19 protein-coding genes are annotated in these 24,873 nt (G+C 46.4%); 6 read left to right on the top strand and 13 right to left on the bottom strand.

The genetic code is table 11. The annotated features are described in order from the left end of the window. The first annotated feature begins 618 nt into the window (after positions 1–618). Complete coding sequence (locus tag F0P94_RS17135; protein WP_150905330.1) at positions 619–1,269, top strand: carbonic anhydrase; 651 nt, start codon at positions 619–621, stop codon at positions 1,267–1,269. Between the two features lie 593 nt (positions 1,270–1,862). Here F0P94_RS17135 and pcaF read toward each other — a convergent pair. The 7 genes from pcaF to F0P94_RS17100 all read right to left on the bottom strand — a co-directional run bounded on the left by pcaF (position 1,863) and on the right by F0P94_RS17100 (position 9,400). Continuing rightward, positions 1,863–3,068: a 3-oxoadipyl-CoA thiolase gene (pcaF, locus tag F0P94_RS17130; RefSeq protein WP_150905328.1), complete on the bottom strand. Its 1,206-nt coding sequence runs from the start codon at positions 3,066–3,068 to the stop codon at positions 1,863–1,865. Between the two features lie 11 nt (positions 3,069–3,079). After that, complete coding sequence (locus F0P94_RS17125) at positions 3,080–3,586, bottom strand: FUSC family protein (RefSeq protein WP_150905326.1); 507 nt, start codon at positions 3,584–3,586, stop codon at positions 3,080–3,082. An 11-nt stretch (positions 3,587–3,597) separates the two neighbouring features. Then, positions 3,598–4,944 carry a 3-oxoacid CoA-transferase gene (locus F0P94_RS17120; RefSeq protein ID WP_150905324.1) on the bottom strand — a complete coding sequence of 449 codons (1,347 nt, stop codon included), beginning with the start codon at positions 4,942–4,944 and terminating at the stop codon, positions 3,598–3,600. A gap of 15 nt (positions 4,945–4,959) precedes the next feature. After that, on the bottom strand, positions 4,960–5,739 hold the full coding sequence (pcaD, locus tag F0P94_RS17115) for a 3-oxoadipate enol-lactonase (RefSeq protein ID WP_150905322.1): 780 nt from the start codon (positions 5,737–5,739) through the stop codon (positions 4,960–4,962). A gap of 688 nt (positions 5,740–6,427) precedes the next feature. Continuing rightward, a complete protein-coding gene (catA, locus tag F0P94_RS17110) occupies positions 6,428–7,342 on the bottom strand; it encodes a catechol 1,2-dioxygenase (RefSeq protein ID WP_150905320.1) in 915 nt (304 codons plus the stop codon). A 636-nt stretch (positions 7,343–7,978) separates the two neighbouring features. Continuing rightward, positions 7,979–8,269, bottom strand: a complete 291-nt coding sequence (catC, locus tag F0P94_RS17105; RefSeq protein WP_150905318.1) for a muconolactone Delta-isomerase — start codon at positions 8,267–8,269, stop codon at positions 7,979–7,981. Positions 8,270–8,275: 6 nt separating this feature from the next. Continuing rightward, a complete protein-coding gene (locus F0P94_RS17100; RefSeq protein WP_150905316.1) occupies positions 8,276–9,400 on the bottom strand; it encodes a muconate/chloromuconate family cycloisomerase in 1,125 nt (374 codons plus the stop codon). Positions 9,401–9,640: 240 nt separating this feature from the next. Here F0P94_RS17100 and F0P94_RS17095 point away from each other — a divergent pair, with 240 nt between their 5' ends. Then, complete coding sequence (locus F0P94_RS17095) at positions 9,641–10,201, top strand: HdeD family acid-resistance protein (protein ID WP_150905314.1); 561 nt, start codon at positions 9,641–9,643, stop codon at positions 10,199–10,201. An 84-nt stretch (positions 10,202–10,285) separates the two neighbouring features. Here the strand turns inward: F0P94_RS17095 and F0P94_RS17090 are convergent, their stop codons facing one another. Continuing rightward, positions 10,286–10,480, bottom strand: a complete 195-nt coding sequence (locus F0P94_RS17090; RefSeq protein WP_150905312.1) for a hypothetical protein — start codon at positions 10,478–10,480, stop codon at positions 10,286–10,288. A gap of 1,008 nt (positions 10,481–11,488) precedes the next feature. On the opposite strand from F0P94_RS17090, the gene F0P94_RS17085 reads away from it, so the two are divergent. Then, the gene (locus F0P94_RS17085; RefSeq protein ID WP_150905310.1) at positions 11,489–12,457 is read left to right on the top strand and encodes a polysaccharide lyase; all 969 of its coding nucleotides are present in this window, start codon (positions 11,489–11,491) and stop codon (positions 12,455–12,457) included. Positions 12,458–13,473: 1,016 nt separating this feature from the next. Here F0P94_RS17085 and F0P94_RS17080 read toward each other — a convergent pair. From F0P94_RS17080 to F0P94_RS19745, 4 genes are all read right to left on the bottom strand, one after another. Then, a complete protein-coding gene (locus tag F0P94_RS17080) occupies positions 13,474–15,909 on the bottom strand; it encodes a TonB-dependent receptor (RefSeq protein WP_150905308.1) in 2,436 nt (811 codons plus the stop codon). A gap of 119 nt (positions 15,910–16,028) precedes the next feature. After that, complete coding sequence (locus tag F0P94_RS17075; RefSeq protein ID WP_150905306.1) at positions 16,029–16,232, bottom strand: hypothetical protein; 204 nt, start codon at positions 16,230–16,232, stop codon at positions 16,029–16,031. A 116-nt stretch (positions 16,233–16,348) separates the two neighbouring features. Beyond that, complete coding sequence (locus F0P94_RS17070; protein ID WP_150905304.1) at positions 16,349–19,036, bottom strand: LuxR C-terminal-related transcriptional regulator; 2,688 nt, start codon at positions 19,034–19,036, stop codon at positions 16,349–16,351. Positions 19,037–19,522: 486 nt separating this feature from the next. Beyond that, positions 19,523–19,672, bottom strand: coding sequence for a hypothetical protein (locus F0P94_RS19745; RefSeq protein ID WP_191907085.1), 150 nt, complete (start codon positions 19,670–19,672; stop codon positions 19,523–19,525). 399 nt (positions 19,673–20,071) lie between these two features. Here F0P94_RS19745 and F0P94_RS17065 point away from each other — a divergent pair, with 399 nt between their 5' ends. Both F0P94_RS17065 and F0P94_RS17060 read left to right on the top strand, forming a co-directional pair. Next, positions 20,072–21,346, top strand: a complete 1,275-nt coding sequence (locus F0P94_RS17065) for a polysaccharide lyase (protein WP_150905302.1) — start codon at positions 20,072–20,074, stop codon at positions 21,344–21,346. 261 nt (positions 21,347–21,607) lie between these two features. Continuing rightward, positions 21,608–22,084: a DinB family protein gene (locus tag F0P94_RS17060; protein WP_150905300.1), complete on the top strand. Its 477-nt coding sequence runs from the start codon at positions 21,608–21,610 to the stop codon at positions 22,082–22,084. Between the two features lie 732 nt (positions 22,085–22,816). Here the strand turns inward: F0P94_RS17060 and F0P94_RS17055 are convergent. Beyond that, the gene (locus tag F0P94_RS17055) at positions 22,817–23,002 is read right to left on the bottom strand and encodes a hypothetical protein (protein ID WP_150905298.1); all 186 of its coding nucleotides are present in this window, start codon (positions 23,000–23,002) and stop codon (positions 22,817–22,819) included. 566 nt (positions 23,003–23,568) lie between these two features. Here F0P94_RS17055 and F0P94_RS17050 point away from each other — a divergent pair. Next, the gene (locus F0P94_RS17050; protein WP_150905296.1) at positions 23,569–24,642 is read left to right on the top strand and encodes a fatty acid desaturase; all 1,074 of its coding nucleotides are present in this window, start codon (positions 23,569–23,571) and stop codon (positions 24,640–24,642) included. The last annotated feature ends 231 nt before the right edge of the window (positions 24,643–24,873 follow it).

Below are 24,873 nucleotides of genomic sequence, written 5' to 3'. Positions count from 1 at the left end.
CTTACCTGTAGCTAAATCCTTTACTGAATAATAATTTTCTCCTTTACAAAAATTCTGACTTCAGAAAAATAATGTCAGCCAAGCGCCTGGGAGTCTGGTTTTTCAGTTCAATTCGGTAGCGTTTATTTAAAAACCCTCCGGTTTTCGTGCTAAGGGTTTAACCTTATTTTCCGTGATAAGTTTAGATAACCTGGTTTTCAGGATTGGTTAGCAGCATAACGCGGGGTCTGGCCACATTTTAACGCATAAGAATTCATTGCCGTCTGCTTTAGCCGACGGTTTTAAAAAGCTGTTAATGGGCTTTAGCCAGATTTCTCTCCCAGTCAGAAACAGTCTGCTTTCCATCAGCTAAAGCAGACGGCAATGAATTTGGCTTATTATTTCTGCCAGAAAAGGTGCTTACTGAAAGCCGTGCCGAAAACTTCCTGATTCTGGTTTTGTCGCTTTAGCTGTGATTGCGTATTTTTCCGGAATTACAATTGAAGCTCTAATCTACCGGAGATAGATCAGCCTGAGTACAGTTAAAGGTTTCCTGAAAACTAATTCCTGAATAATAGAAAGCGGCAGAAAAAAGATTAACCAAGACTGAACTGAACCGATAAAGACAAACTGAAACACATGGCCACTTACGAAGAAATTTTTGAGAATAACCGCAAATGGGTCGCACAAAAGACCGGCAGCAACCCCGACTTTTTCGCGCAACTTGCCAAAGAACAAAACCCCGACTACCTCTACATCGGCTGCAGCGACAGCCGGGTTACGGCCGAGGAATTGATGGGATTAGGCCCGGGCGAGGTTTTTGTGCACCGCAACATTGCCAACCTGGTAAACAACGTAGACCTGAACGTTATGGCGGTTATTAATTACGCCGTGCGGCACCTGCAGGTAAAGCATATTATTGTTTGCGGCCATTACGAATGCGGCGGGGTGAAAGCGGCCATGGTGCCCAAAGATTTAGGCCTTTTAAACCCCTGGCTGCGCAATATCCGCGATGTATACCGGTTTCACAAAGCGGAACTGGATGCGATTTCGGATGAGCACGAACGCTATAACCGGCTGGTGGAGCTGAACGTGCGGGAGCAGTGCGTAAACATTCTGAAAACCGCAGCTGTACAACTCAGCTATGAAACCAACGGCTTCCCGGAGGTACACGGCTGGGTGTTCGATATTCACAACGGAAGAATTAAGGATCTGGAGATCAATTTCCGGCAGATCCTGGAGGAGATCAAGGATATTTACAACCTGACTGGCAGCAATCTTAAGAGTTAAACACCAATACCGGATTTATATCCCATCCAGGTAAGTTGCTTTTGACTTAAGCCCTAATTCCGCCGAAGTTTTAAAAAGAAAAACTTCATTGCCGTCTGCTTTAGCTGACGGTTTCGGAAAAACAAATTATTGGCTTTGGCCTAATCTATCGTTCTGCAAATGTATCGTTTGGCTAAAGCCGGATTTAGTAACCTATTCTACCGCCAGCTAAAGCAGACGGCAATGAATTTGCAGCATTAGTATCTGGATTGGTAGCAATTCAGAAGTTTATTTGATTTCTGAATTACCTTACTTTAAATAAAACAAAACCCCAGCTTCAGCAAATGAAGCTGGGGTTCTGTTTTTAATATGCTGGAAGTTAATTCATTTTCCCGGTCCGTACGGTTAACTGAATTTTACCACTAAACCAGAAACTGTTTCATAATTACTATCATTATGCCTGCTCCGGAGCATTTTGAGAAACACAAGTGAAGGGCCTCTTTTACACCTGGTAGCAACGATTCTGCTAAGAGCCGATGAGTTGTTTCGCTAGCGCTCAACATGACAATTGGTTATAATCTAGTTTCCATCGATAACCATTTTACCCGGCAAGGTTAAACCCTCTCAAGGATCATAGCATACCCCTGCCCTACGCCTACGCATAAGGTAGCCAGGGCGTACCTTTTCTTTTGCCGCTGCAAACTTAAGGCGGCGGTGTGTACAATGCGGGTGCCGGAAATGCCCAGCGGGTGACCGAAAGCGATTGCGCCGCCATTCACGTTTATCCGCGGATCGTCGTCTTCCAGCCCAAGCTCGCGGATACAGGCTAAGCTTTGGGCGGCGAAGGCTTCGTTCAGTTCTATAATGTCCATATCATCCAGGGTAAGGCCGGTTTTCTGCAGCACTTTTTTAGTAGCCGGCACCGGTCCGATGCCCATGATGCGGGGCTCTACGCCAACTACCGCTGAGCCCAGGATCCGGGCCAAAGGTTTTAGGTTGTATTCTTTTACGGCATCTTCCGAAACAATAATGGTGGCAGCGGCGCCGTCGTTGAGGCCGGCGGCATTTCCGGCCGTAACCGTACCGTTTTGCTTGAAGACCGGTTTTAGTTTGGCCAGCACTTCCAGCGTAGTATCGGGCTTTACAAATTCATCTTCGGAAAATATCTCCGGATCGCCTTTTTTTTGGGGAATGAGTACCGGCATAATTTCTTCGTCCAGAATTCCGTTTTTCTGTGCTTTAGCAGCTTTCATCTGCGAACGGTAGGCAAACAGATCCTGGTCTTCCCGCGAGATCTGGTACATTTCGGCCAGGTTCTCCGCCGTTACGCCCATGGGGTCTACGCCGTACATTTCCTTCATTTTCGGGTTTACGAATCGCCAGCCAAAACTGGAATCTTCCATTTTCGCATCGTTGCCGAAAGCTTTCGATACCTTGGAAATTACAAACGGTCCCCGGGTCATGTGCTCAATGCCGCCGCTGATGAAAATATCGCCGTCTCCTGCCCTTATGGCCCGCAAAGCATGGACAATGGTAGACATACCCGATGAACAAAGGCGGTTTATGGTTTCGCCGGGTACCGTTACCGGCAAGCCGGCCAATAGCAGCGCCATCCGGGCCACGTTGCGGTTATCTTCGCCGGCCTGATTATGGCAACCCAGCATTACGTCGTCGTAGGCATCCGCGGGAATTTCCGGGTTCCGGCGAACTATTTCCCTGATCACCATAGCCGCCAGATCATCGGCGCGTACCGGTCCGAGTTTGCCGCCAAAACTGCCGATCGGCGTTCTGATGCCGTCGAGGAGATATGCTTCTTTCATAGTGAATTTCTTTATTCAATATTAAGCTTGTCCTTTATAAACCTGATTATAAAACCCGTTACATAGGTTACCGAAAGTCCGATCAGACAACCCAAAGCCACCGAGGCAAAACGTTCTACCGCCACCCAGTACGACAATTCGGACTGCTCATGAATGACTACAATAAATAACGCTACAACGGCGGTTCGGGCCACATTCATCAGCTTGAAAAAGTGACAGATCAGGCTTGTAAGAATAATTCCCAGCAGGATCATGTACACCTGCCGGACCAGGAGAATATAACAAACCAACCCCACGCTGGAACCGATCAAGTTAGCCTTGAAACGCTCTCCGGTAAGCCGGCGGGCATCTTTTTCTTCCGGCGAAATAACCAGGATGATCGAGATGATGGTCCAGAAAAGTTCGTATTGCGGAAAATGCAGGTAAAGTTCATAGCCGATCAGAAAACCTATGATGCAGCGCACGCAATAAATTACCAGATCGGAATTGCAGCAATATCGGAGAAGCTTGTTCGGCACCGGCAGCTTGCTTACGCTAATCTTTCCTCAAACTTCGCTTCCGTTTTTTCCCGAACTTCTTCTAAGGTTGCGCCGGGCATCAGTTCGATGAGCGTAAGTTTATTTTCTATGTACCGGAATACGGCCAAGTCGGTAATGACCATGTCCACCGCCCGCAAAGCTGTGAGGGGTAGTTTACAAACAGGCACAACTTTAGGGCTTCCGTCTTTGTTCGTATGGGTCATGGTAATGATGAGGGTCTTCGCGCCGGAAGCCAGGTCCATGGCGCCGCCTACGCCTAGTAAAGGCTGACCGGGCACGGCCCAATTAGCTAAATTCGCTTCTTCGTCTACTTCCAGGCCACCCATTACCGCTACGTCCACGTGTTTGCCCCGGATCATGCCAAAGGATTCAGCGCTGTCGAAATAACTGGTTCCGGGAAGGGCGGTTACGGGAATCTTGCCGGCATTTACCGGGTATTCGAGGGCGCCACCTTCATCTTCCGGGGCCGGGCCTACGCCCAGCATGCCGTTTTCCGAATGCAGGATAATGCCGTGCTCCGGCGTAATCAGGTCTGCCACCAAAGTAGGAATGCCAATGCCCAAATTCACCACGTCGCCCTTTTTGAGTTCGGCCAGTGCGCGCCGGGCCATGTGCATGCGGTCTTCGTTTACCTTCTTGTTTTTCCCCACCGAAGCCGAACTTCCCAAGTCTTCCGGTTTCAGCGTAGCCTGCACCAGGTAATCGACAAAGCAGCCAGGGGTATGAATAATATTCGGGTCGAGGCTGCCTTCGGGCACAATTTCTTCCACTTCGGCAATTACCAGGTCGGCGGCGGTGGCCATGGCGCGGTTAAAGTTCTGCTCCGTCATGCGGTAAACCAGGTTTCCGGCGGTATCGGCCTGCCAGGCGCGGATAAACGCTACATTTCCCCGGATCCCCTTCACAAAAAGCTGTTCCACGCCGTCGATGATCTTGGTTTCCTGCCCGGCAGCAATAGGCGTTCCTATAGCTGTAGGCGTGTAAAAACCGCCGATTCCCGCTCCGCCCGCGCGTAAAGCTTCGGCCAGAGAACCTTGCGGAATAAGCTCGTATTCAACAATACCATCCTGGGCCGCTTTTACGGCTTCGGGGTTACTGGTAAAAAAAGAACCGATCATTTTCTTCAGCTGCCCGTTGCGCAAAAGCCGTCCGCCACCCAGCCCAACTTCGCCCACATTATTGCCGACAAAGGTCAGGTTTTTGGTAGCGGTTTCGGCCAGGGCATGCATTAAGTGCACGGGGTTGCCGGTCATGCCGAAGCCGCCCTGCAAAAGGATGTCGCCGTCTTTTACGTAGGCTGCGGCCTGTTCCGGCGTTATTTGGGGAACCGTTTTCATAAGCGGGTTTCTTTATTACGATGAACAAAAATTGATAAGCAGGCGGGAAAAATCGGCCGCGGCCTCGATGTTGGAAATATGGGCTGCTTTTAAATTAACCTGCCGGGCATCCGGAATATTTTCGGCCAACAGGCCGCCGTCCTCCACGGTGCAAACCTTATCTTCGGTGCCGGCAATTACCAGCGTGGGCGCCTGGATACGGGAAATATCCTGGCGAAAATCGGCATCCCGCACGGCCGCACAGCAACTGCAATACCCTTCCGGATCGGTTTGCACAAAAACCCGGAGCACTTCCTCCACCAGTTCCGGATTAGCGGCCACAAATTCCGGGGTAAACCATCGCTGGCGGGTAGCTTCCTCAATACTGGCCAAGCCATTTTTCCGGACCGAATCGATGCGTTCGTTCCACCCTTCGGTAGTCCCGATCTTCGCGGCAGAATTGGCAATGATCAATTTATCGATCCGTTCGGGCGCGTGAATTCCGAGCCATTGCCCCGTTAAGCCGCCAATGGAAATGCCACAGAAGTTTGCTTTTTCGAGTTCCAAATGATCCAGCAGCTCGAGTACATCGTTGGCCAGCAGTTTGATAGAATAAGGACCCGACGTGGTTTCGCTCTGGCCGTGGCCGCGCACATCGTAACGGAGCACCCGGAATTGTTTCAGCACCTCCGGTACCTGGAGGTTCCACAGGGAATGGTCGGTGCCGAGGGAATTGGAGAACACCAGCACTTCTTTCCCGGCTTCGCCTTCCAGTTCGTAAAATAAGCGTCCATTATTGCTGTTCAGGTATGCCATTGTGGTTTGCCGGTTTCAGGAGATTTAATTTTATGCTAATAAGAACTCAGGCCGCTGCACCAGCTGCTTTACTTTCAGCCCACCATTTCAACTGGAAAATGGTAGGGATTTACCTGAAAAAGCCGGTAACCGCTTAGAAAGATGGACGCCTCAGTTCTGCTAAAATTTACCTTGGACTGTACACTCTCTAAACACTGCAGCTAAGGAAATCTTATTCTTTCAAGGAAGCAGCAGTAGCCGTTTTGAGGCTGTCACCTCACTGAAGTTGAAAACTTCAGGTTATTTGTAGGTTCAAGTTTCCGCTTCGCTCAAACTTGAACCAGCTATTACTTAGTATGAAGTGACTTTAGTAGTTTAAAGACCATAAACTGTAGGCTTCAGCCCTTCGCCGTTTTTGCGTGTTTTCACCATAGCCGTCAGGCTAAGCTAATTTATTACGTCATCCCGAGCGCCAGTCGAGGGAACTTATGGTGCCGTATATCTAAAATTTAACAGTAAGACAAACCTTGCTACGCTCGCTTTGTCATTGTAATCTCCATAAGTTTCTTCGACAAGCTCAGAATGACCGCCTTTTTTAATTAGCCTGACGGCTATGGTGAAAACACACAACAACGGCGAACGGCAGAACCAGACAATTTAAACTTAATAAAGCACTAGCTAAAAAGCCTTTACACAAACTCCAACCGGCTTACCCTACGGCGCGTACACGGGCTATTTCGGTTGGCGGCAGGTCTCTGTTTTCATGATGCAGGGTGAAGTCGAAATCGATGGAAGCAAACGAATGGTCGAGGCCTTTTTCTTTGATCTTTTCAGGATCGTTGATGCGATTGATGTGGGGTACCAGTCCCTGACGGGTGGCAAAGGCAAAATCATCCCATAAATACGGATCGCCTTCGATGTTGATCTGGGTGGTTAATTTACGGTAGCCGGGGGCTGAAATAAAAAAGTGAATGTGCGCCGGACGGTTGCCGTGGCGGCCCAGAGCCTTGAGCAAAATATCGGTAGAGCCGTTGGGCGGAACGCTGTAACCCACCGGAATGATGCTCTGAAACTGGTATTTTCCGTCGGGGCCGGTGCGGATGCCGCGCCGGAGGTGAAAAGGCGGCTGGCTTTTATCGAAGTAAGAATAATTCCCTTTCAGGTTAGCGTGCCAGACCTCTACCAGGGCATTGTTTATGGGCATTCCCTCTTCGGTTAAAACCCGGCCTTGCATAAAGAGCGTTTCGCCGCCAGTTTCGGAGCCATCGTCGAGGCGGGCGAACCCGTTTTCTACCGGTGCCCCGGCCACGTACAAGGGGCCTTCAATGGTGCGGGGCGTTCCACCCGTAATGCCAGCTTTGGCCTCTGCTTCGTCCATTCGCATGTCCAGAAAGTGCTCAAACCCCAGACCCGCTGCCACTAGTCCGAATTCATTGTTCATGCCGGTTTCGGTAAGCCAGTTCACTGCCGTCCAGAATTCCGGTTCGGTTACGTCGAGGTCTTCGATGGTGTAAAACAGGTCCCGGACAATGCGGTTTACAATTTCCTTTACCCGGTCACTGCCATTCTGCCCTTCCGTTTTTTTTATTTGTTTAAGGAATTCGTCGATCTGGTCTCTGGTCATGGTTTGCTGGTTTTATAGGTTCCTGAATTGCTGATGGTATTCTTTATGAGGGTTTTTCTGTCTTTCCTGGCTGCCTACCAATCCGTCAGCTAAAGCAGACGGCAATGAAGAAGTCGCTTTTAAATTTACTGTTGATTTTTTAGTAGCGTAGGGTTTAAACCCAATGCCGTCAACTTAAGGAATTATTGCTCTTTCAGACATCTATGTCTGAAAGTAAACTGCCGGGGACATCCTTGTCCCCGTATCCATACACGCGAACAAGGATGTCCGCATCAGATTTCGTTTCGGACACAGATGTCCGAAACAGCGATTCCAGTTAATAAAAATGCTTAAATTGACGGCATTGGGTTTAAACCCTACGCTACTAAAAAATCCGTTTTCGGTTTGTTTTTCTGCTTCATTGTAATTGGGTTTTTAGCTGTAAAACTCTAGCATTTTCAAGCTGACAAAGTTTTCTGGCTAGAAGCTACCTTAAATGAATTTGTCAGGTTGAGTGTTAGCGAAACAACTGGTCAGAGTTTAACAAAAGCCCTATTTCTGGCTTTTCTACCGGGAGCCAACGAGGTCCTTCGCTCGCGCTCCCCGATATGCATCGGGACAGGCTGGATGACCGCATTATTTATGAGATCACCTCTTTTAAATCTCACCTTCCTTAATAGATGAATAGTGCCGGCATAAGGCTTTTACTTCGATCTGCATGAAAGGGAAAAGCGGCAGGTTGGTTAAGATCTCGTGCAGTTCGGCGGGGCTTTCCACGTTAAAAAGACTGACGTTGGCGTATTTCCCGACGATGCGCCAGATGTTTACCCATTTTCCGCTTCGTTGCAAGTCCTGGCACATGGCTTTTTCTTTGGCTTTGAGGGCGTCGGCAATGGCACCATCCAAGTCGTGGGGCAGGTTAACGGTCATTTCTACGTGGAAAAGCATAGCGTTTTACTTTCGTTTGTATTGTTCCAGTTTGTCTAAATCCAACTCCAGGCCTAAGCCGGGGCCGGGCGGTAGGTGCATCACATTGTCGGCGTAGTTTACCTTGGTTTTAATAATATCGTCGGTGAGCAGCAGCGGCCCGAAAAGCTCGGTACCCCAGTTCAGTTTTTTGAGGGTGCAGAAAGCGTGGGCCGAAGCTACGGAGCCGATCGTACCTTCCAGCAGGGTGCCGCCGTACAAACCAATATCAGCCGCTTCGGCAATGGCAGCTACCTTCAGCACGTTGTACAAACCTCCGGATTTGGCAATTTTCACGGCAAATACGCTGCCGCCCCGGATTTGAGCCAGTTTAAAAGCATCGGTCGTGTCCTGTAAGGCTTCGTCGGCCATAATGGGCACCTGAAAGTAGGCTGTAAGCCGGGCCAGGCCATCGAAGTTCTCCCGAACTAAAGGTTGCTCGATCAGGTCGACGCCGGCTTTTTCGAACTTCGCAATACCGGTTTTAGCCGTTGCTTCGTCCCAGGCCTGGTTTACATCTACGGTTACCCGTGCACGGCTGCCGAGCGCTTCTTTTATGGCAATTACATGGGCAATGTCGGTTTCCGGCGGGTTACGGCCTATTTTCAGCTTAAAGGTGTTGTGCCTTCCCTGGCTCAGCAATTCCCCGGCCTCGATTATGTCTTTATCGGTGTTGCCGCTGGCCAGGGTCCAGAGCACCGGCAGGGTTTCCGAAACGGCGCCTCCGAGCAAAGCCGCAACCGAAATGCCCAATCTTTTGCCTTGCGCATCTAATAGCGCGGTTTCGATCCCGGATTTTGCAATGCGGTTGCCTTTTATGCTTTTATCGACCAGAGCCATGACTTTGTGAATATTGCCGGCCTCCTGCCCCACCAACAGCGGCGAAAAGTAGGTATCGATGTTCAGCTTCATGCTTTCCGGCGATTCTTCGCCGTAGCTCAGGCCCCCGATCGTGGTCGATTCGCCGATTCCTTCTACCCCATCGGAGCAAAACAGCCGGATAATGACCATGGTCTGCTGTCTCATTACGGCCATGGATAAATGGTGCGGCCGGATGGTAGGCAGGTCTACAATTACCGCTTCAATTTTCTCTATGGTTGGGGGTTGCGCCATTGTCGGTTTTACAGAATTCCTGATCCGCTTTCGAATGAAAAAACTGTTTCTGCTAAGTAGTTTTAAAAATCACAGCCAATCGGTTCCTTTTCAGAAAGTGGATATGATTCAGAACAAGCGGATAGAGAAACTGTTTAAAAAACGGAAGATTTATCAGGAGACGCTAGCTGACAGGAAGTATCCGGCAGCCAGCTTTTCGCAAAGGAGTAACTGACCTGTATTGCACCTAAAAGACAACCCATGGAAAACCCGAATTTAAGACATACCAGCCGCTACTGGTACCTGCAATTAATTTTAGGCATTTTTCTGATCCTGGTAGGCATCTGGGTATTTATGACGCCGCTGGCCTCCTACGTAACGCTGGCCATTTTCTTCGCATTTGCCTTCCTAATTACCGGGGTTCTGGAAATTATTTATGCCGTTTCGAACCGGAAAGAATCGGAAAACTGGGGCTGGTCGCTGGTGGCGGGCATCATTGACTTGGTTATTGGTATTTTGCTGATTTCCCGGCCCCAGATGTCGATGATCGTACTGCCTTTTTACATTGGTTTCGGTATCCTATTCCGGTCTATTATGGCTGTTGGCTGGTCGCTTTTTCTAAAAAGGCAGGGCATACCGGATTGGGGAAATTTGCTGGCCATAGGAATTCTGGGTATTATCTTCGCCTTTATTATGCTGTGGAACCCAATTTTTGCCGGTTTCACGATCGTTTTCTACACGGCCTTCGCTTTTATAATTATCGGCGTTTTCCAGATCTACCTGGCTTTCAGGCTTCGGAAATTCCATAAGCGGCTTGAGTAAATTAGCCAGGTTCCGGCTTTTTTAGCTGAAAATGATAGCATTTTAAGGCCTGTTAGGTGAAACACGACTTCTACGTTTATTCCTTTAGGCTAAAGCCATTGCCGCCTGCTTTATCCGGCAGCGAAAGCAGACGGCGGCTTTTTCCAGCGCAGCCACCACTTCGGGGAACCTTTCTTCGCCATTAATGGGCATTTTTACTTTACTGCCTGCCGTTAAAGCACCTGCTGTATTGTGCAGCAACATTTTGGCAATCTTTTTATAGGCCCACCAGGGAGGCATTCCTTTCAAAAACCGCTATCGATTGCAGAAAGAACAGCTTTCTGAGCCGTTCCGATAAAGCGGCGACCCGAATCAGTTTTTTACTGAATATCTTCCGTTAATTAATAGCAAACGAAAAATAGAAGATGATATCGATTACGGAAAAAAAATAACCAGTAAAATATAGGCCAGAGCCTAGGTAATATCCGGCGTATCATTGATGAGGTGGAGGGAGGCAGCACCACAACCACATAATAAACAATATCCGGAAGCTGAAACCAATCCATGGTCTTTTAATTTCTACCGGCAGAATATATTTCAGGTAAAGCTCCCAGCGGCAGCCATGAAACAAAAAGGTTACATCCGGTTCTTGAATCTGAGGCCTGGAAACTGCTATTACTTTATATATAAAATCACGTTTTCAACCATTATACTTTTAAATACATTAGCAAAACCCTGTATTTTAACGCTTTACAAAGCACCGCTTCTTCCCTTTTTATAAAAACTTTTTCAAGATTATAATTTAACTTTTCCCAGATTTAAAGCATTTAAACCCACATTTAGAAAAAGGCGCCCCTGCCGGCCCCCTGGAAAAAACCAGCCCGACTGAACCATTCCGGAATGGATTACTGTTTACTAATTGCAACTGATAATCAAGTAGTTAATATTTAAAAATTAGAATTAAATACTTAATAAAGTGCAAGCGGCTACTGCCTGGCAACTTGAAAAAAAATATTAGAAAGGCAGAACTAAAATAATATTTTATTAGTTGTTATACTTTAAATTTTCAAGCCATTTGCAGTCTGATTGCTGATCCTTAAATAAATATCAACCGGATCGATTTAACCGCAATTCAGTTCTCGCTTTCAACCAATTTTTCAGGGCCTTAAATCTTTTCTGAACGCACCATAACGTGCGCTTCGGCAAGTGAATTGTTTTAACCCGGGCCTGAAAGCAGCTTGAATACTTTAATCAAAGACCAGGAATTAAAGCACCTTACCGCAAATTCCTCCACTTTAAACACCAATTATGAAAAATTTAATTAAGCCATTCTTACCTATTGCCTTATTTGGAGTTTTAGCAACATCCTGCGATAAAAATGAAATGGACGAAATGACCCCTGCAACTCAGGAAACAACAATGGGTAATCCCGAAGCCGGTGAAGAATTTGGTGAATCCGGTGCGGATTCCTCTTTAGCGGGTGAAGCAGCAGATATGGGTGCCCCGGAAATGGGTGGCCAGGAAACAGGATTTACTGAAAACAACGCTGATACGGATATAACGCCGATGGGTACAACCACAGCCCGTACTGCCAACGGCCTGATCTATGAAGAAACCATGGAAGGAGCGAATCCTTTTGCTACGGCCCATGAGGTAGAGAAAGGTTCCATGCCATACGGTATTACCTATGTAACGAACCCGGCCTTTAAAGGCAGAAAAGCTGCCCGTTTCGAATTAAGAGAAACCGACCCGCTGGAAAGCACCGGTAAACGGGTAGAGGTTACCGTGGTAAAAGGTTCAGAAGGCCATATTACCAAAAATACCTGGTATTCCTTCTCCCAGTTCCTTCCAACGGATTATGCCAAAGACAATCAGCCGGAAATCATTAACCAGTGGTTCCAGGGAAATAGCCCGGCAACGGCTATCCGGATCAAGAATGACAGATACTACCTGCATACCGGTAACTCCTTGTCACCAGACAACAGAAAGTACGTCGATTTAGGCCCGGTAAAGAAGGGCCAGTGGACCCAGTTTGTGCTGCACTTCAACCACTCGAACGGCCCGGATGGCTTGATCGAAGTTTGGAAGGATGGCCAGAAGGTTCTAACCCACAGAGGGGGTAACATGTACCCAGGCATCCTGCCGAAATGGAAAGTTGGGGTTTACAAACATGCCTTTAAAAATAATTCATCAGCTGTAGACAAGCGGGTGCTGTATTATGATGATATCCGTGTAGGTGGACCAAACGCCACCCTGGCCCAGATGATGGGACGTTAATTTCCTTCTGAACTCAGAGGTAATTAAAACAGACGCATAACCGGTTTAAGAGCCGGATAAATACAAAAGGAGCAGCTAACATTTAGCTGCTCCTTTTTTTGTGTTCAGACCATTCCTGACCATACGCTTTGCGGGCCCATTTCCGGGATTTTCACCAATCCAGCCATAGAAAAAACCTGTTTGGGAAATTTCCTTTCCTCTAAAAACCACCAGCCTTCCATCAGCCCCGGAGTAGCTGCAGGAGCAAGCAGAATAATGCGGTTTAAAAGCCGTTGATTTTTGCTATCCGAAGTAAATTGGATAGCCTGAAACGGTACTTTCCGGAAGCAAAAAAGTGATCCTCACCAAAAGACCTGGTTCTTATTTTCTGATGTGCTTCAATTCCTGCGAAAGCCCGTTCCGGTTTATAATTCTTCAGAAGTTTACTTCTGCCCCTAACGAACAGTCACTGAATTATTCGTAAGTGATTCTAAAAGTATGCATGACTTGAACCAACTAAGTAAGGACATTGGTATCCGGATATTAGCATCTGGATCAAAACACGCAAACCACTATATTTCACCAGATTATACAGCTACAATTCCTTTAAGTTTTGCAGCCATTTTAGACTGCCACTAAGAGTAGTTTGTAACTACATTTAAAATATTAAAAGTGGTAACCTAATTAAATGAAGGCTCATAATATTTGGGTGTAAGCAACAGGACAAATTTATTTTAAACTACTACGAATGTCACTCGGTTAAAAAATCAGGGATTCGAAGCCCGGAAATTAAAAGATTCCCCGAAATAAATCGGGATCATCAACTTCCAGAATGACAGAAAGGAAAAATTCTCATTGTTTAAGTTAATCTTGTCCCCCTGCTTAGTTACAAACTACACACAGGTTTTATCAAATTAGAATGAACCAGCTCTCGGTAAGATGGGAGTAAAAGTCATTCGCATTTGGTATTCTTCAGAAAGTAAACTTCCCGGTTCAGCATGTTCAAAAGAAAGGCCGGACCGGGAGGTTGAATTTGCTTATAAATAGAGACGGTACATTAAATTGGGGAACAAACCGAACTGGGTGGTATACCCTACTGAATTCGGCTGAGTTTCATCGTAGAATTCGGTGAGTTTTCCCTGGGAATTGGTGACATTATCCAGGTTCAGGAAAAGCTCGTGCGTGGTTTTAAGTTTATTCCATTTGTAACTGGCCGAAACGGTAACCATATAAACACTTCCCAACGATTTATCATACGCCTTATCATAATCCCAGTACTGGTTGCCGGACGGATTTACCGCAATATTGCCATTACTGTCTCTTAACAGCGGAATAATTTTCTTACCTCCATCGAGCAAGGCTCTTACATTTAACCCGAGTGTCTGGTTCTGTTTTTTCCCCAGCTTCACAAACTCATTACCTACCAGCATATTGGCCAGATAATTATTATTAAAAGCCGTGTTTCTTTCCTTACCGTCTAAGGCCGTATATTTGGAAGTGTACACCGAGCCGTTAACCAGGTAGTAATAATTATTACTGAAGTATTTTTCCAGCGAAACTTCCACTCCGTAGTTCCTCCCTTTGCCTTTATTTACCAGGTCGGTATATTTGAAATCCAGGTTTTCGTTGATCGTGGCAAAAGCGCTGTTCAGATCATTTTCGACCGGTAAATTGTATAATTTCTGACAATACACTTCTCCCTTCAGCACCAGCTGGTCAGTCAACAGCTTTTCGTAGCCAATTACAAAGTGATGGGCTTTCAGCAGCTCCAGGTCTTTGTTCGGTTCCATTACCCTGCCGTCGGTTTGGGGCACTTTTGCAAAGTAATTGTGAATGCTTTCCATGGTGCTGTGCAAACCGTAACCTGCATGAAAAGCGTTGCCGTTGGTTAAGCGCCATTTAACGGCGACCCGCGGCTCCAGGGTGCTGTTCTTATTGAGCAGCACATTCATATTATGGAGGCCGGAAACTACGGTAACGTGTTCATTTAACCGAAGCTTCCAGGAAACAAAACTGCCCAGCGTGCCTACATTTTCCTTAAAATCCATCAGGGTAAACCGATTGGCGGCATCGTCGGCGAACTGGCTTTGGTTGTAATTGTAAGCAAAGAGGTTGTAATTGGCCCCTAGCACAATTTTGTTTCTCGCATTAAGCTTGTTGGTATAAGAAACCGCCCCCCTGTAAACCGATTTCATCAGCCGGCTATTAAAGTTCAGCATGTTGTTTACTACCGAATCCCGGACTACGCCCCCTTCTCCGTTCAATACCTGAATTCTTTTCGATTCAAATACCTGGTCATTTATTCCTTCTTTTGAATACGTAATATTGGTCTGGATAAAACTTTCCGACGTGATGGGCATGGTATGGTTTACCCCGACATTGAGCAAGTGGGCTCCGCTTTTCATATCTTCCGAAATATCCCCGCGCATGGTCCGGTCGCCGGGCGTATTTATATCTATGGGTGAAACATCTTCCGCCTCAAAGCCACTTTTTCCGCCTAAACTGAAAAGAGAGAAGGTTCCGAATCTGGCCGTTGGCAGCACCACTTTCAGGGTGGCATCCTGGAACTTCGGGATCCCCTTTGCTTCAATCACACCTACGTCTTTTAAAACCGAGGCGGTGGAATACCGGTAATTGAGTAAATAAGACCCACCATATCCTTTCCGGAACGGGCCTTCTACCGTAAGGTCAGTACCAATAATCCCAATCCCCAGGGCTGCTTCAAATTTTTCATTATTACCGGCCCTTAGTTTCAGATCATACACGCCGGAAAGAACGTTCCCGTATTCGGGAGAAAAGGCCCCTGTATAAAAATCAGAAGTGGCCAGCAAAGAATTGTTTAAAGCATTCACGCCTCCTCCCATTCCACCCTGGTCCGCAAAATGGTTCGGATTAGTAATCTGAACCCCTTCCAGGCGCCATTGCACGTATTTCGGGGAATTCCCTCTTACAATAATGTCGTTGTTTCTTCCGTCCTGGGTTCTGGCCACGCCGGCAAAATTGGATAAGATCTTAGACGGATCGTTAAACCCGCCGGCATACCGGTTCGATTCTTCCATGGAAATGGAGCGGGAGCTTACCAGGGCCATATCGTTTACCGGCTCGCCGTTCTTTTTGGTATTGGTTACTACCACTTCGTCAAAACTCAGGGCCGATTCCTGCATCGTTAAATTCAGGATCGCCTCTTTCCCCGAATTAACCACTACATCCGGAACCGTAATAGCCTCATAGCCCAGATAAGATAATTGCAGCGTGATCCGGCCGGTAGGAATATTTTCCAGCCGGTATTTCCCCTCGGCATCGGTAATGGTGCCTTTAACCGGACCGGCGCTTTTTACCAGCACGGTTACGCCCGTTAAAGGGGTACCGGTGTCGGCATCGGAAATGGTACCTCTTACGGTTTGGGTTAGTTGGCTGTAGGCGGCTGTAAAAGAAAAAGCAGCGAGCAGGATAGTCAGTAAAAATTGTTTCATATCGTTTTTGGTTTTAAAGCTGAAAGCAATGGCGTGCCCAGCTATTATTTATTTGGAAATGGTATTAAAATCAGGCAAAAAACCCGGGCAGGAATTTAATTTCAGGGCATGGCCTGCTCTTATTCTTCGCAACTGTTTATGGAAATAATTGGCAGGTTCAGATCCCTGATCCAGTTCAGGATCCCGTGCAGATGGCTTTCATCTTTCAGCTGAACCGTAAGAATGGTAAAGCCGCCTTCATGCATAACTTCCATACCATCAAAGCAATCCGTCCATTTTGTATCCAAATGGTCCTGAATTTTTATCCTGGTTTTGCCTTTCATCTTTGTCTTTTTGTTCGGGTCAAAGGTAGAGGCGCCCTAAAACAAAAAAATCACCCGTTGGGGTGATTTTAAGGGTGAACCGGCAAGATTCCTGAAAACGATAAAACCTGAAGAACCTATATCAATTGAAGGGCTTTCCCTTTTTCAATGGCTTTTTTACGGTTGTCTACTTCCAGTTTCGCGTAAATATTTTTCACGTGCGTTTTAACCGTATTCAGGGAAACAAATAACTTATCGGCTATTTCCTGGTTCGAAAGCTCGAGGGCAATTAACTGCAGGGTATCTACTTCCCGGCTGCTCAGGTTTTCCGGGATAATTACTTTCGCCTGTTTTTCTCTTTTCGCTATGGTCAGCTTCAGTTTACGGAGCAAGCTATCCGGGATCTTCGTTTTCCCGGTTTTCTGAACTTTATATACCTCCAGAAGCAGATCGTTTATCAGCGCCAGGTAATTCACATGGTTCATGATGATCTCATTGTCGGCGGCATATTCCAGCGATTGGACCAGGTTTAAAACGGCCTTTTCTTTCTCTCCGGTAAACTTATAAATAACGGCGTAAATGATCTTGATCTCAATTATCCGCTCGACCCGGTTTTGAGCTGCCGCCATTTCATACAATCTGGCAAGCAGCGTGAATGCCTGTTCAACCTTATGCTCCGATACCAGCAAAAGCGCATAAGCCACGTAACCGTGTTCATCGGCGTAAGTAATCTTCTTATCCGGATCTAACCCGTTCGTTTCGAAAAAGCTCCGCGCCTTTTCAGGCTGGTTTAGTAATACCAACATGCCGCCTTTCAGGGCAACATACATCGCTTTCAAATTCGGATTAACAGCATTGGCTTTTACAACTTCATCTAATTCCTTTAGTTTCATTTCGGAAGCAGCCATATCGCCCCGGCCGTGCAAAACCAGGCAGTAAACCAGCACCACAATAGCTTTGGTAGTAACATCTGCCTCCGTTTGGCACAAGGAATAGGCCTTCTGAATATTCTCCAGAGCATTGTCCAGATCGGCCCAGAAGTATTCGATGGCCGCCATATTGCCGTAAAGCACTGCAAAGCTCCACTCCGATTTTAACATTTCCGAATAGCCTTGCTCCTGCAAAAGCTGTAAAAGATTGGCACACCTTTTATGCGATAATTTAAAGAGCCCTAACCTGGTTTCGCTGTAAGCCAGGGAAATGGCAATGGAAGTGATAAGGTAGTTATTACCGGCTTTTTTTCCATACTCCATGGCTTTCTTTTGCGCTTCAATGCTTTCGAGAATGTTCTCGGCGGCCTGTTGCGCCATTCCCGTTAAGTACCATCCCCAGCTAAACCAGAGCGGATCATCTTCCGACAGATTCTCCATGGCAATTTTGCAGTAAGAAAAGATCTTCTCCGGATTGCCCAGAAAGGTATATTTATAGCCCAATGCAACCGCTATTTTACCGAACAGTTTTTTGTCTCCGCATACTTCTTCTTCGGTAGCAGTGGGGTCCTTCAGGCGCTCCCTTACATTTTCTTCGGCGGCAATTAAGAACGGGGCTGCTTTCTGGACCTGACCGGATGCAATTAAGGTCCAGGAATAAAATAAACTGAGGGTCGCATTCTTTTTAACCAGGTCAGCGGGAAGCAGGTCCCCGTATTTCATGATAGCCGAATGGTTTCCGCCTTCCCACATTTTCTCGATTATCTCGCCTAAATACGCGGCGCTCTTTTCCGGATTTCCGGCTTCCAGGGAATGCTCGATGGCAGCAAACGGAAACGCATTATTTTTAAACCAATCAGCCGCTTTCTTATGCAGTTCCGTAACGGCTTCCTTGTCCCTGACCGAAAGCCTTTGCTTTAGTAAACGGGCAAAAAGATGATGATAGCGGTACCATTTCCTTTCGGAATCTAAGGGAATGATGAACATGTTGTTTTGCTCCAGCGCCTCCAGAATCGCCTGGCTGTCGTTGCGGTTTAATAGCGAATTGCAAAGCGGCGCTGAAAGCTGTTCTAAAACGGCGGTTTGTAACAGGAATTCTTTTACATCTTCGGTCTGTATCTTAAGGACTTCCTCGAGGAGATAATCCATAATATACCGGTTATCGCCCTTAAAGTCTCTTACAAATTGCGATATATCTTCCCGGCCTTGTAAAGAAAGTGCCAGCAATTGCAAGCCGGCAATCCAGCCTTCGGTTTTGGCGTGCAGGGATATTACTTCTTCAGAAGATAATTTCAGTTTAAGCTTTTTATTAAATAAGTAATGAATATCGTTTGCCGAAAAACCAAGATCAAGAGCGCGCAATTCAACCAGCTGTTGCTGGCTTCGCAACCTTGCCAGCGGTAAAGCCGGATCGGAGCGGGTTAAAATTACCACATGAATATTGGCCGGAAGTCGCTCTAAAAAATGAGCCGTAAACTTTACGATCTCCGGGTTCCTGATCACATGAAAGTCGTCCAGCACCAATAAAAACTGCTTCGGAATTTCTATGATCTCATTAATTAAAAGGGCTGAAACCGATTCGGCAGAAGGGAGGTTGGGCGATTGTAAAAGTGCTACGGTTTTTAGTCCGAAATCCTTCTTAATGGTTTGAATGGCAGCACAGATATAATTTACAAAACTGGCGAAATCGTTATCGCCGTTGTCTATTGAAAACCAGGCAGTGGGAATTATATGCTGCAAGCTCCAGTCACTGACCAGCATACTTTTGCCAAAACCCGCCGGCGCCGAAATCAAAATCAGTTTGCGTTCAAGACCTAAATTTAGCTGCTCAAATAAAGCGGAACGGTGCACAATATTATTTCCCGCCGGAGGTCGGTGAAGTTTTGTTAAAAGCATTCCTAAAAGTATACTTTTATTTTCAGTCTGTCACTTTTTAAAGCATTGGCGCTAAAGGACTATAGGGCAACCCGGTTACTTTTTCAAGCAAAATAATAGCGTTTGCCGCGTTAAGACTTTCAATATTCCGGAATTTTTGAAAAGATAGTTACTTCAATTAATAGATTACATTTTCTGTCATGCAACTACGCTACAGCCCTTTTACTTTAGTTTATAATTAAAAGGCACTTAGGAGATAATGGCTGAATCTTCAGCGGTTAAGAGGAATATGAGTTTATTGTGTTATTATTTCTGCTAAGCATTTATGCTCTATTAATTAACAGGTTTATGAGCCTAAAATACGCTGCCGGTAACCGGCACTAAATCAATTCATCATGATAAGCGAACTTCTACCTGTGCAACCATAAGAAACTTATGCTCATAATTCTTATCATGTTAAAAAATCACCCATTCAATATAACAATTAACATGTTTTAAATACAATTTTTATATATTAATTCCGGCAACTAAAATCGAAAACTTTTGCATTTTTTTTCTGGCCGTATTTTCCGCATTTCCAGCAAATAATGGCCATTTCCGCACTTGTTCTTCCTTATTTCCTATAAACTTCCCGGATTTTTCCTGAACCTTTTTCAAAAGCCTGGGTGTTAGGCATTTGTATTCGACAAAAACAAAGCAGAGTAGCTGCAGATTTATCGAGTCCTGAATTAAGATTACATTAACAAAGTACTATTTAATTTGTCCCTACTTTTAATATTTTAAATCAAGGCCTGCGCGGCGGAGTTTCTGATCAAAACTCAGACGGCAGGAAAAATTTAAAGGCTAAAATACAGGTCTTCCAAAGGCAAATTATCTAACTGATCCCCCTTGATTTTCTAATAATCTACGCCTTAAACGGCAACTTGCCTCACCCTCTTTACTGGTTTAAACCAGCGCTGCTTAAGTGCTGAAAAGAAGACCGGGGGCGGCCCATTAGAAAATACCATATTACACTGATTATCACACACACACAGCTTTTCGCTTTAAACACACACAATGAACACGAAATTAAAGCCCTTTTTAGCACTCGCCTTATTTGGAGTGTTAGCCACATCCTGCGACAAAAAGGAAATCGACGAGGCCGCAAAACCCTCAGAAACTTCGGCCAGCAGCGCCAAATCAGCCAACCTGATCTACGAAGAAACCATGGAAGGCTCCAGCCCTTTCTCTACGGCTCACGGCATAGAAGCCGGCTCCATGAGCTATGGTTTAACGTATGTAACCAATCCGGTATTTACCGGTAAAAAAGCAGCCCGTTTCGAATTAAGAGAAACCGACCCGCTGGAAAGCACCGGCAAGCGCGTGGAGGTTACCATTGTAAAAGGGTCCGAAGGCGATATCCAGAAAGATACCTGGTATTCCTTCTCCCAGTACCTGCCAACCGATTATGCCAAAGACAAAGAGCCCGAAGTAATTAACCAGTGGTTCCAGGGAAGCAGCCCGGCTACAGCCCTGCGTATCAAAGACGACACGTATCACCTGCATACCGGTAATTCCCTTTCTCCCGATAACCGGCAATATATCAGCTTAGGCCCGGTGGCTAAAGGCCAGTGGACCCAGTTCGTGCTGCACTTTATTCACTCCAATGGCTCCGATGGCTTAATTGAGGTTTGGAGAAACGGCACCAAGATCCTGACTCATAAAGGCGGTAACATGTACAGCGGCGAATTGCCGAAATGGAAGGTAGGCGTTTACAAATCGGCCTTTAAATACGGTACTTCCGATGTAGACAAGCGGGTGCTTTACTACGACGATATCCGGGTAGGTAATGCTAATGCTACCTTGGCCGAAATGATGGGTTCTGCTACAACTGCTCCGGCACCAGCTCCTACCGAACCGGCACCTGCACCAGCTCCAACGGAGCCCGCTCCGGCACCAGCTCCAACGGAGCCTGCTCCAGCCCCGGCCCCAACCGGTCAGCAGGTAGTAAGCTTTACCCTGGTAAATGCTGAAACCAACAAAGATATCATGACCATTGCCAATGGTGCTGCCATCAGCCTGAGCACTATTAAGACCAGCAAAGTAAATATCCGCGCCAATACTTCTCCTTCTACAGTAGGCAGCGTGTACTTTGCCCTGAGCGGCGCCGGTAGCAAAACCAGATCCGATGAGTCTTTCCCTTACTCGTTAATGGGCGATTCGAAAGGCGACTATTACAACTGGACTCCGGCAGCAGGCACTTACACCTTGAAAGGTACAGCTTACACCGGCGGCAACAAGACCGGAACGGCTGGCACCACCCTGAGCATCAACTTCACGGTTAAAAAGTAAATCCCTCACCCGAGGAATCCGGCAGGATCAAAATTGCAACAACTCCGAAAAGGGCAGCTAAGTTAGCTGCCCTTTTCTTTTTTCCTGGATAGCTGTAAAGGAATATCTTTTAATTAGCTGAAAACCGATCCGGTTCTTTTAGCCAGTAGTTTTTCAAGGAGTTTAGTTCCTAAATAAAAATCGGTATCTTTTTTTCCGAAAAAACCCTTCTCTCCTTTTCCGGTTAATTTAAATGGCCACTTTAAAAAGGAAGTTTATAGCATGAAACAGGATCAGGTAGTACGGGAGCAATTGGTTAAGCTGTTGCAGGGAAATCTGGCTTATCAGCCTATTGGCGAACTGCTGAAAGGAATAAAAGCAGAAGATGCCGGCAAACCAATCGAACACCTGCCTTACACGCTTTGGAAACTGATCGAACACATGCGCCTTACCCTTTACGATATCCTGGAATTCTGCCGAAACCCGGACTACAAATACCTGAACTGGCCCGAAGATTACTGGCCGAAAGAAAATGCGCCAGCCGATCAGGCTGCCCTTGACAAGAGCATAAACGCTATCCTGAAAGGCGTAGAAACCATGGTTGAACTGATACAGGACCCGGCCAATGATTTGTATAAACCCTTGGCGCACGGCGAAGGTCAGAACCTGTTCCGCGAAGCGCTTCTGGTAGCCGAACACAATGCCTACCACATTGGCGAAATAATTATATTGCGAAGATTGCTGGGTACCTGGAAGTAGCTTTTGAAGCCAGCCTTGCCGGTTCTTTCGCCCCTTTATTTCCCATTAGGTTAAAGCGTATTCTTTTCAGCAAAAAAATAAAAGAAGCCGCTCCCTGCACCGGAAGCGGCTTCTTTTACTTAATGAATGGGTATTATTAGGATGAAATGGCTTTAGTGTTTCATAAAGAAGTAATTATCGGGTAAAAGCAGGCTGAAGTATGGTTGCTGAAGAAAACACCATAGCCGTCAGGCTAAGCTAATTTATTACGTCATCCCGAGCGCCAGTCGAGGGAACTTATGGTGCCGTATATCTAAAATTTAACAGTAAGACAAACCTTGCTACGCTCGCTTTGTCATTGTAATCTCCATAAGTTTCTTCGACAAGCTCAGAATGACCGCCTTTTATAATTAGCCTGACGGCTATAATGAAAACACCAACAACGGCAGGAAGGAAATTTATTATGATTTCGGACTGTAGAGACGTAATATATTACGTCTCCTTTCGGGGTACAAACAGCGGCATTAAGTTGCAAATGCAACTAGCACCGGTTGAGACCAGATATGATAATTTGTCGCAATGCTGTGAAAGACGTAGAATACTGTCACAATGCTGTGAAAGACGTAATATATTACGTCTCTACGGGGGCTCCGGTATTTAACCTTACTGCTATAGTAAAAACACGCAACACCGGCGAAAGGTAGTACCGCCGGTTCATAATTTATAGCGCACCAATAATTTGTTTTCAGACAATTATTCCTGCACGTTCTTTTTAAGTGCGCTGAAAATTACCGGGCTGAAATACTGAAGGTTTTCCAGAATGCAGACCATGCTGAAGAACTTCTCCGGATCAATTTCCGGGCTTTCGGCCATGGCACAAACGGCAGCATCCAGGGCTCCGGTCCACTTTTCGTTAAATTCTTCTTCGTTCAAGTGCATGGCGTAAGATTTACCAAAGGTATAACTTAAACCGAAGCTATTTAATTTCGCTGTCGCTTAATTATTCTTTACCGGCCCTTTAATTAAAATCGGATTACCCTCCTTTTTGAGTCAACTAATGGTAAATGAACTACTCCGAGAAAGCCCCGTATACCCGCAAAAAGATCCAACCAAAACCATACCGGTAAGTAGCAAAGCTGTGATGAAAAACAGCGCTCTAAAAATTTTTAAGCGTACCTTTTATTCTTTGATTTGAAATTTAAAACGGTACCTTTAGAACTAATAGCTTACAAACCCTCGTTCTATTATTTACTACCCTGCCCGCGTTTACAGCTTTCCCGGTTTATACCCGAACCTACCTGTAAGCAAATGACAGAAACAATTGCAATAAAGCTAAGCAGCCTGCCAGGCGTTACCTTATTTTGCCAGGTAACGCGTCCTTAATCAATTCGCCTTATCTATTTAATTATTCAAATCTTAAAGCGTCCGCAAGTTCATCCTTTAAGATCCACAAGGTGCCCGACCCGGCAATTTAAAACCGGCCTTGGGCACACGAAACAGCATTTATGGCATTTATTGATGAAATCCTGCAGGAACCGGCATACGGCTGGAAAAACGCTGAAGGTAAATTAGTTACCCCCTCCATTAAACAACTGTATTCCGAAGCCTTTTCCCGGATCAACATATTTAAAGACAAACGCAACTGGATCTCGCTCATCAGCTGGGTGATGGCCGTGTGCATGCTTCCATTTGTATTCGTTTTCCTGTTCCACTACTTTTCGTTCTGGCTTTTAGGAGCTGCCGTGCTTTACAGCATGGTTATTATGAGCACGCACGGCACCATCTGGTTCCACCGGTATTGCACCCACAAAGCATTCACATTCAGCCACCCGGTATGGCGTTTTATTACCCAGAACCTGGTGCTCCGCACGTTTCCGGAAGAAATGTACGTGGTTTCCCACCACGTGCACCACGTAAAAGTGGAAGAACCCGGCGACCCGTATAATGCGCATGCCGGCATTATGTACTGCATGCTTTCGGATGTAAATCACCACAGTATTTCCAAGAACCTGAGCGAAGAGAACTATAAAAAAGCCACGCACTTTCTCAGCCATTCCGGGGTAAAGATCAACAGCTATAAGCAATACCAGAAATGGGGTTCCATAGCTTCCCCGTTGTACACTATTGGCCTCTGGCTGTTGAACTGGTCGTTCTGGTACGGGGCTTTTTACTTAATGGGCGGCCACGGCCTGGCCTGTGCCTTATTCGGCGGCGCTTTATTCTGGTTCGTACTGGTGCGGGCTTTTAATTACACCGGCCATGGCAATGGTCAGGCAAAACACCAGGACGGGATCGATTTCGACCGGAGCAACCTTTCCGTTAACCAGACGCGGCCCGGCTATTTTTCCGGCGAATGGCACAACAACCACCACCTTTACCCGGGAAGCGCCCGCGCCGGTTTCCTGCCTTACCAGATAGACCTGGCCTGGAATTATATTTACCTGCTGCACAAGGTCGGAGCCGTTTCTTCTTACCGCGATTCTAAACCGCTTTTCCTGAAAAACCAGCTGGCCAAATACCAGGCCGCCCAGGCTGCTTTAAAAGCAGAAGAAGAACTGGAAGTAGTGGTAAGTAAATAGAGAACGGCCGGATGTACATCCGGCCGTTTTTTGTAAACGCTGAGCTTACGACTCAGGAAATCCTCCCTCAGAAGCCAATCCTATTCACAGTTTTAAGGTATTGGATTTCATTGCCGTCTGCTTTAGCTGACGGTTAAACAAGACAGCAAATAAGGCTTTAGCCAAACTTTTCATGAGCCAAAAAATTGGTTAGGCTAAGGCCACTAAACTGTTTGCTTGAAATCCGTCAGC

It is taken from the genome of Adhaeribacter soli (assembly GCF_008727925.1).
Taxonomy (GTDB): Bacteria; Bacteroidota; Bacteroidia; order Cytophagales; family Hymenobacteraceae; genus Adhaeribacter_A; species Adhaeribacter_A soli.
Note: the sequence above shows the minus strand (reverse complement) of the source record. Positions and strands in the feature narration are given on the sequence as shown.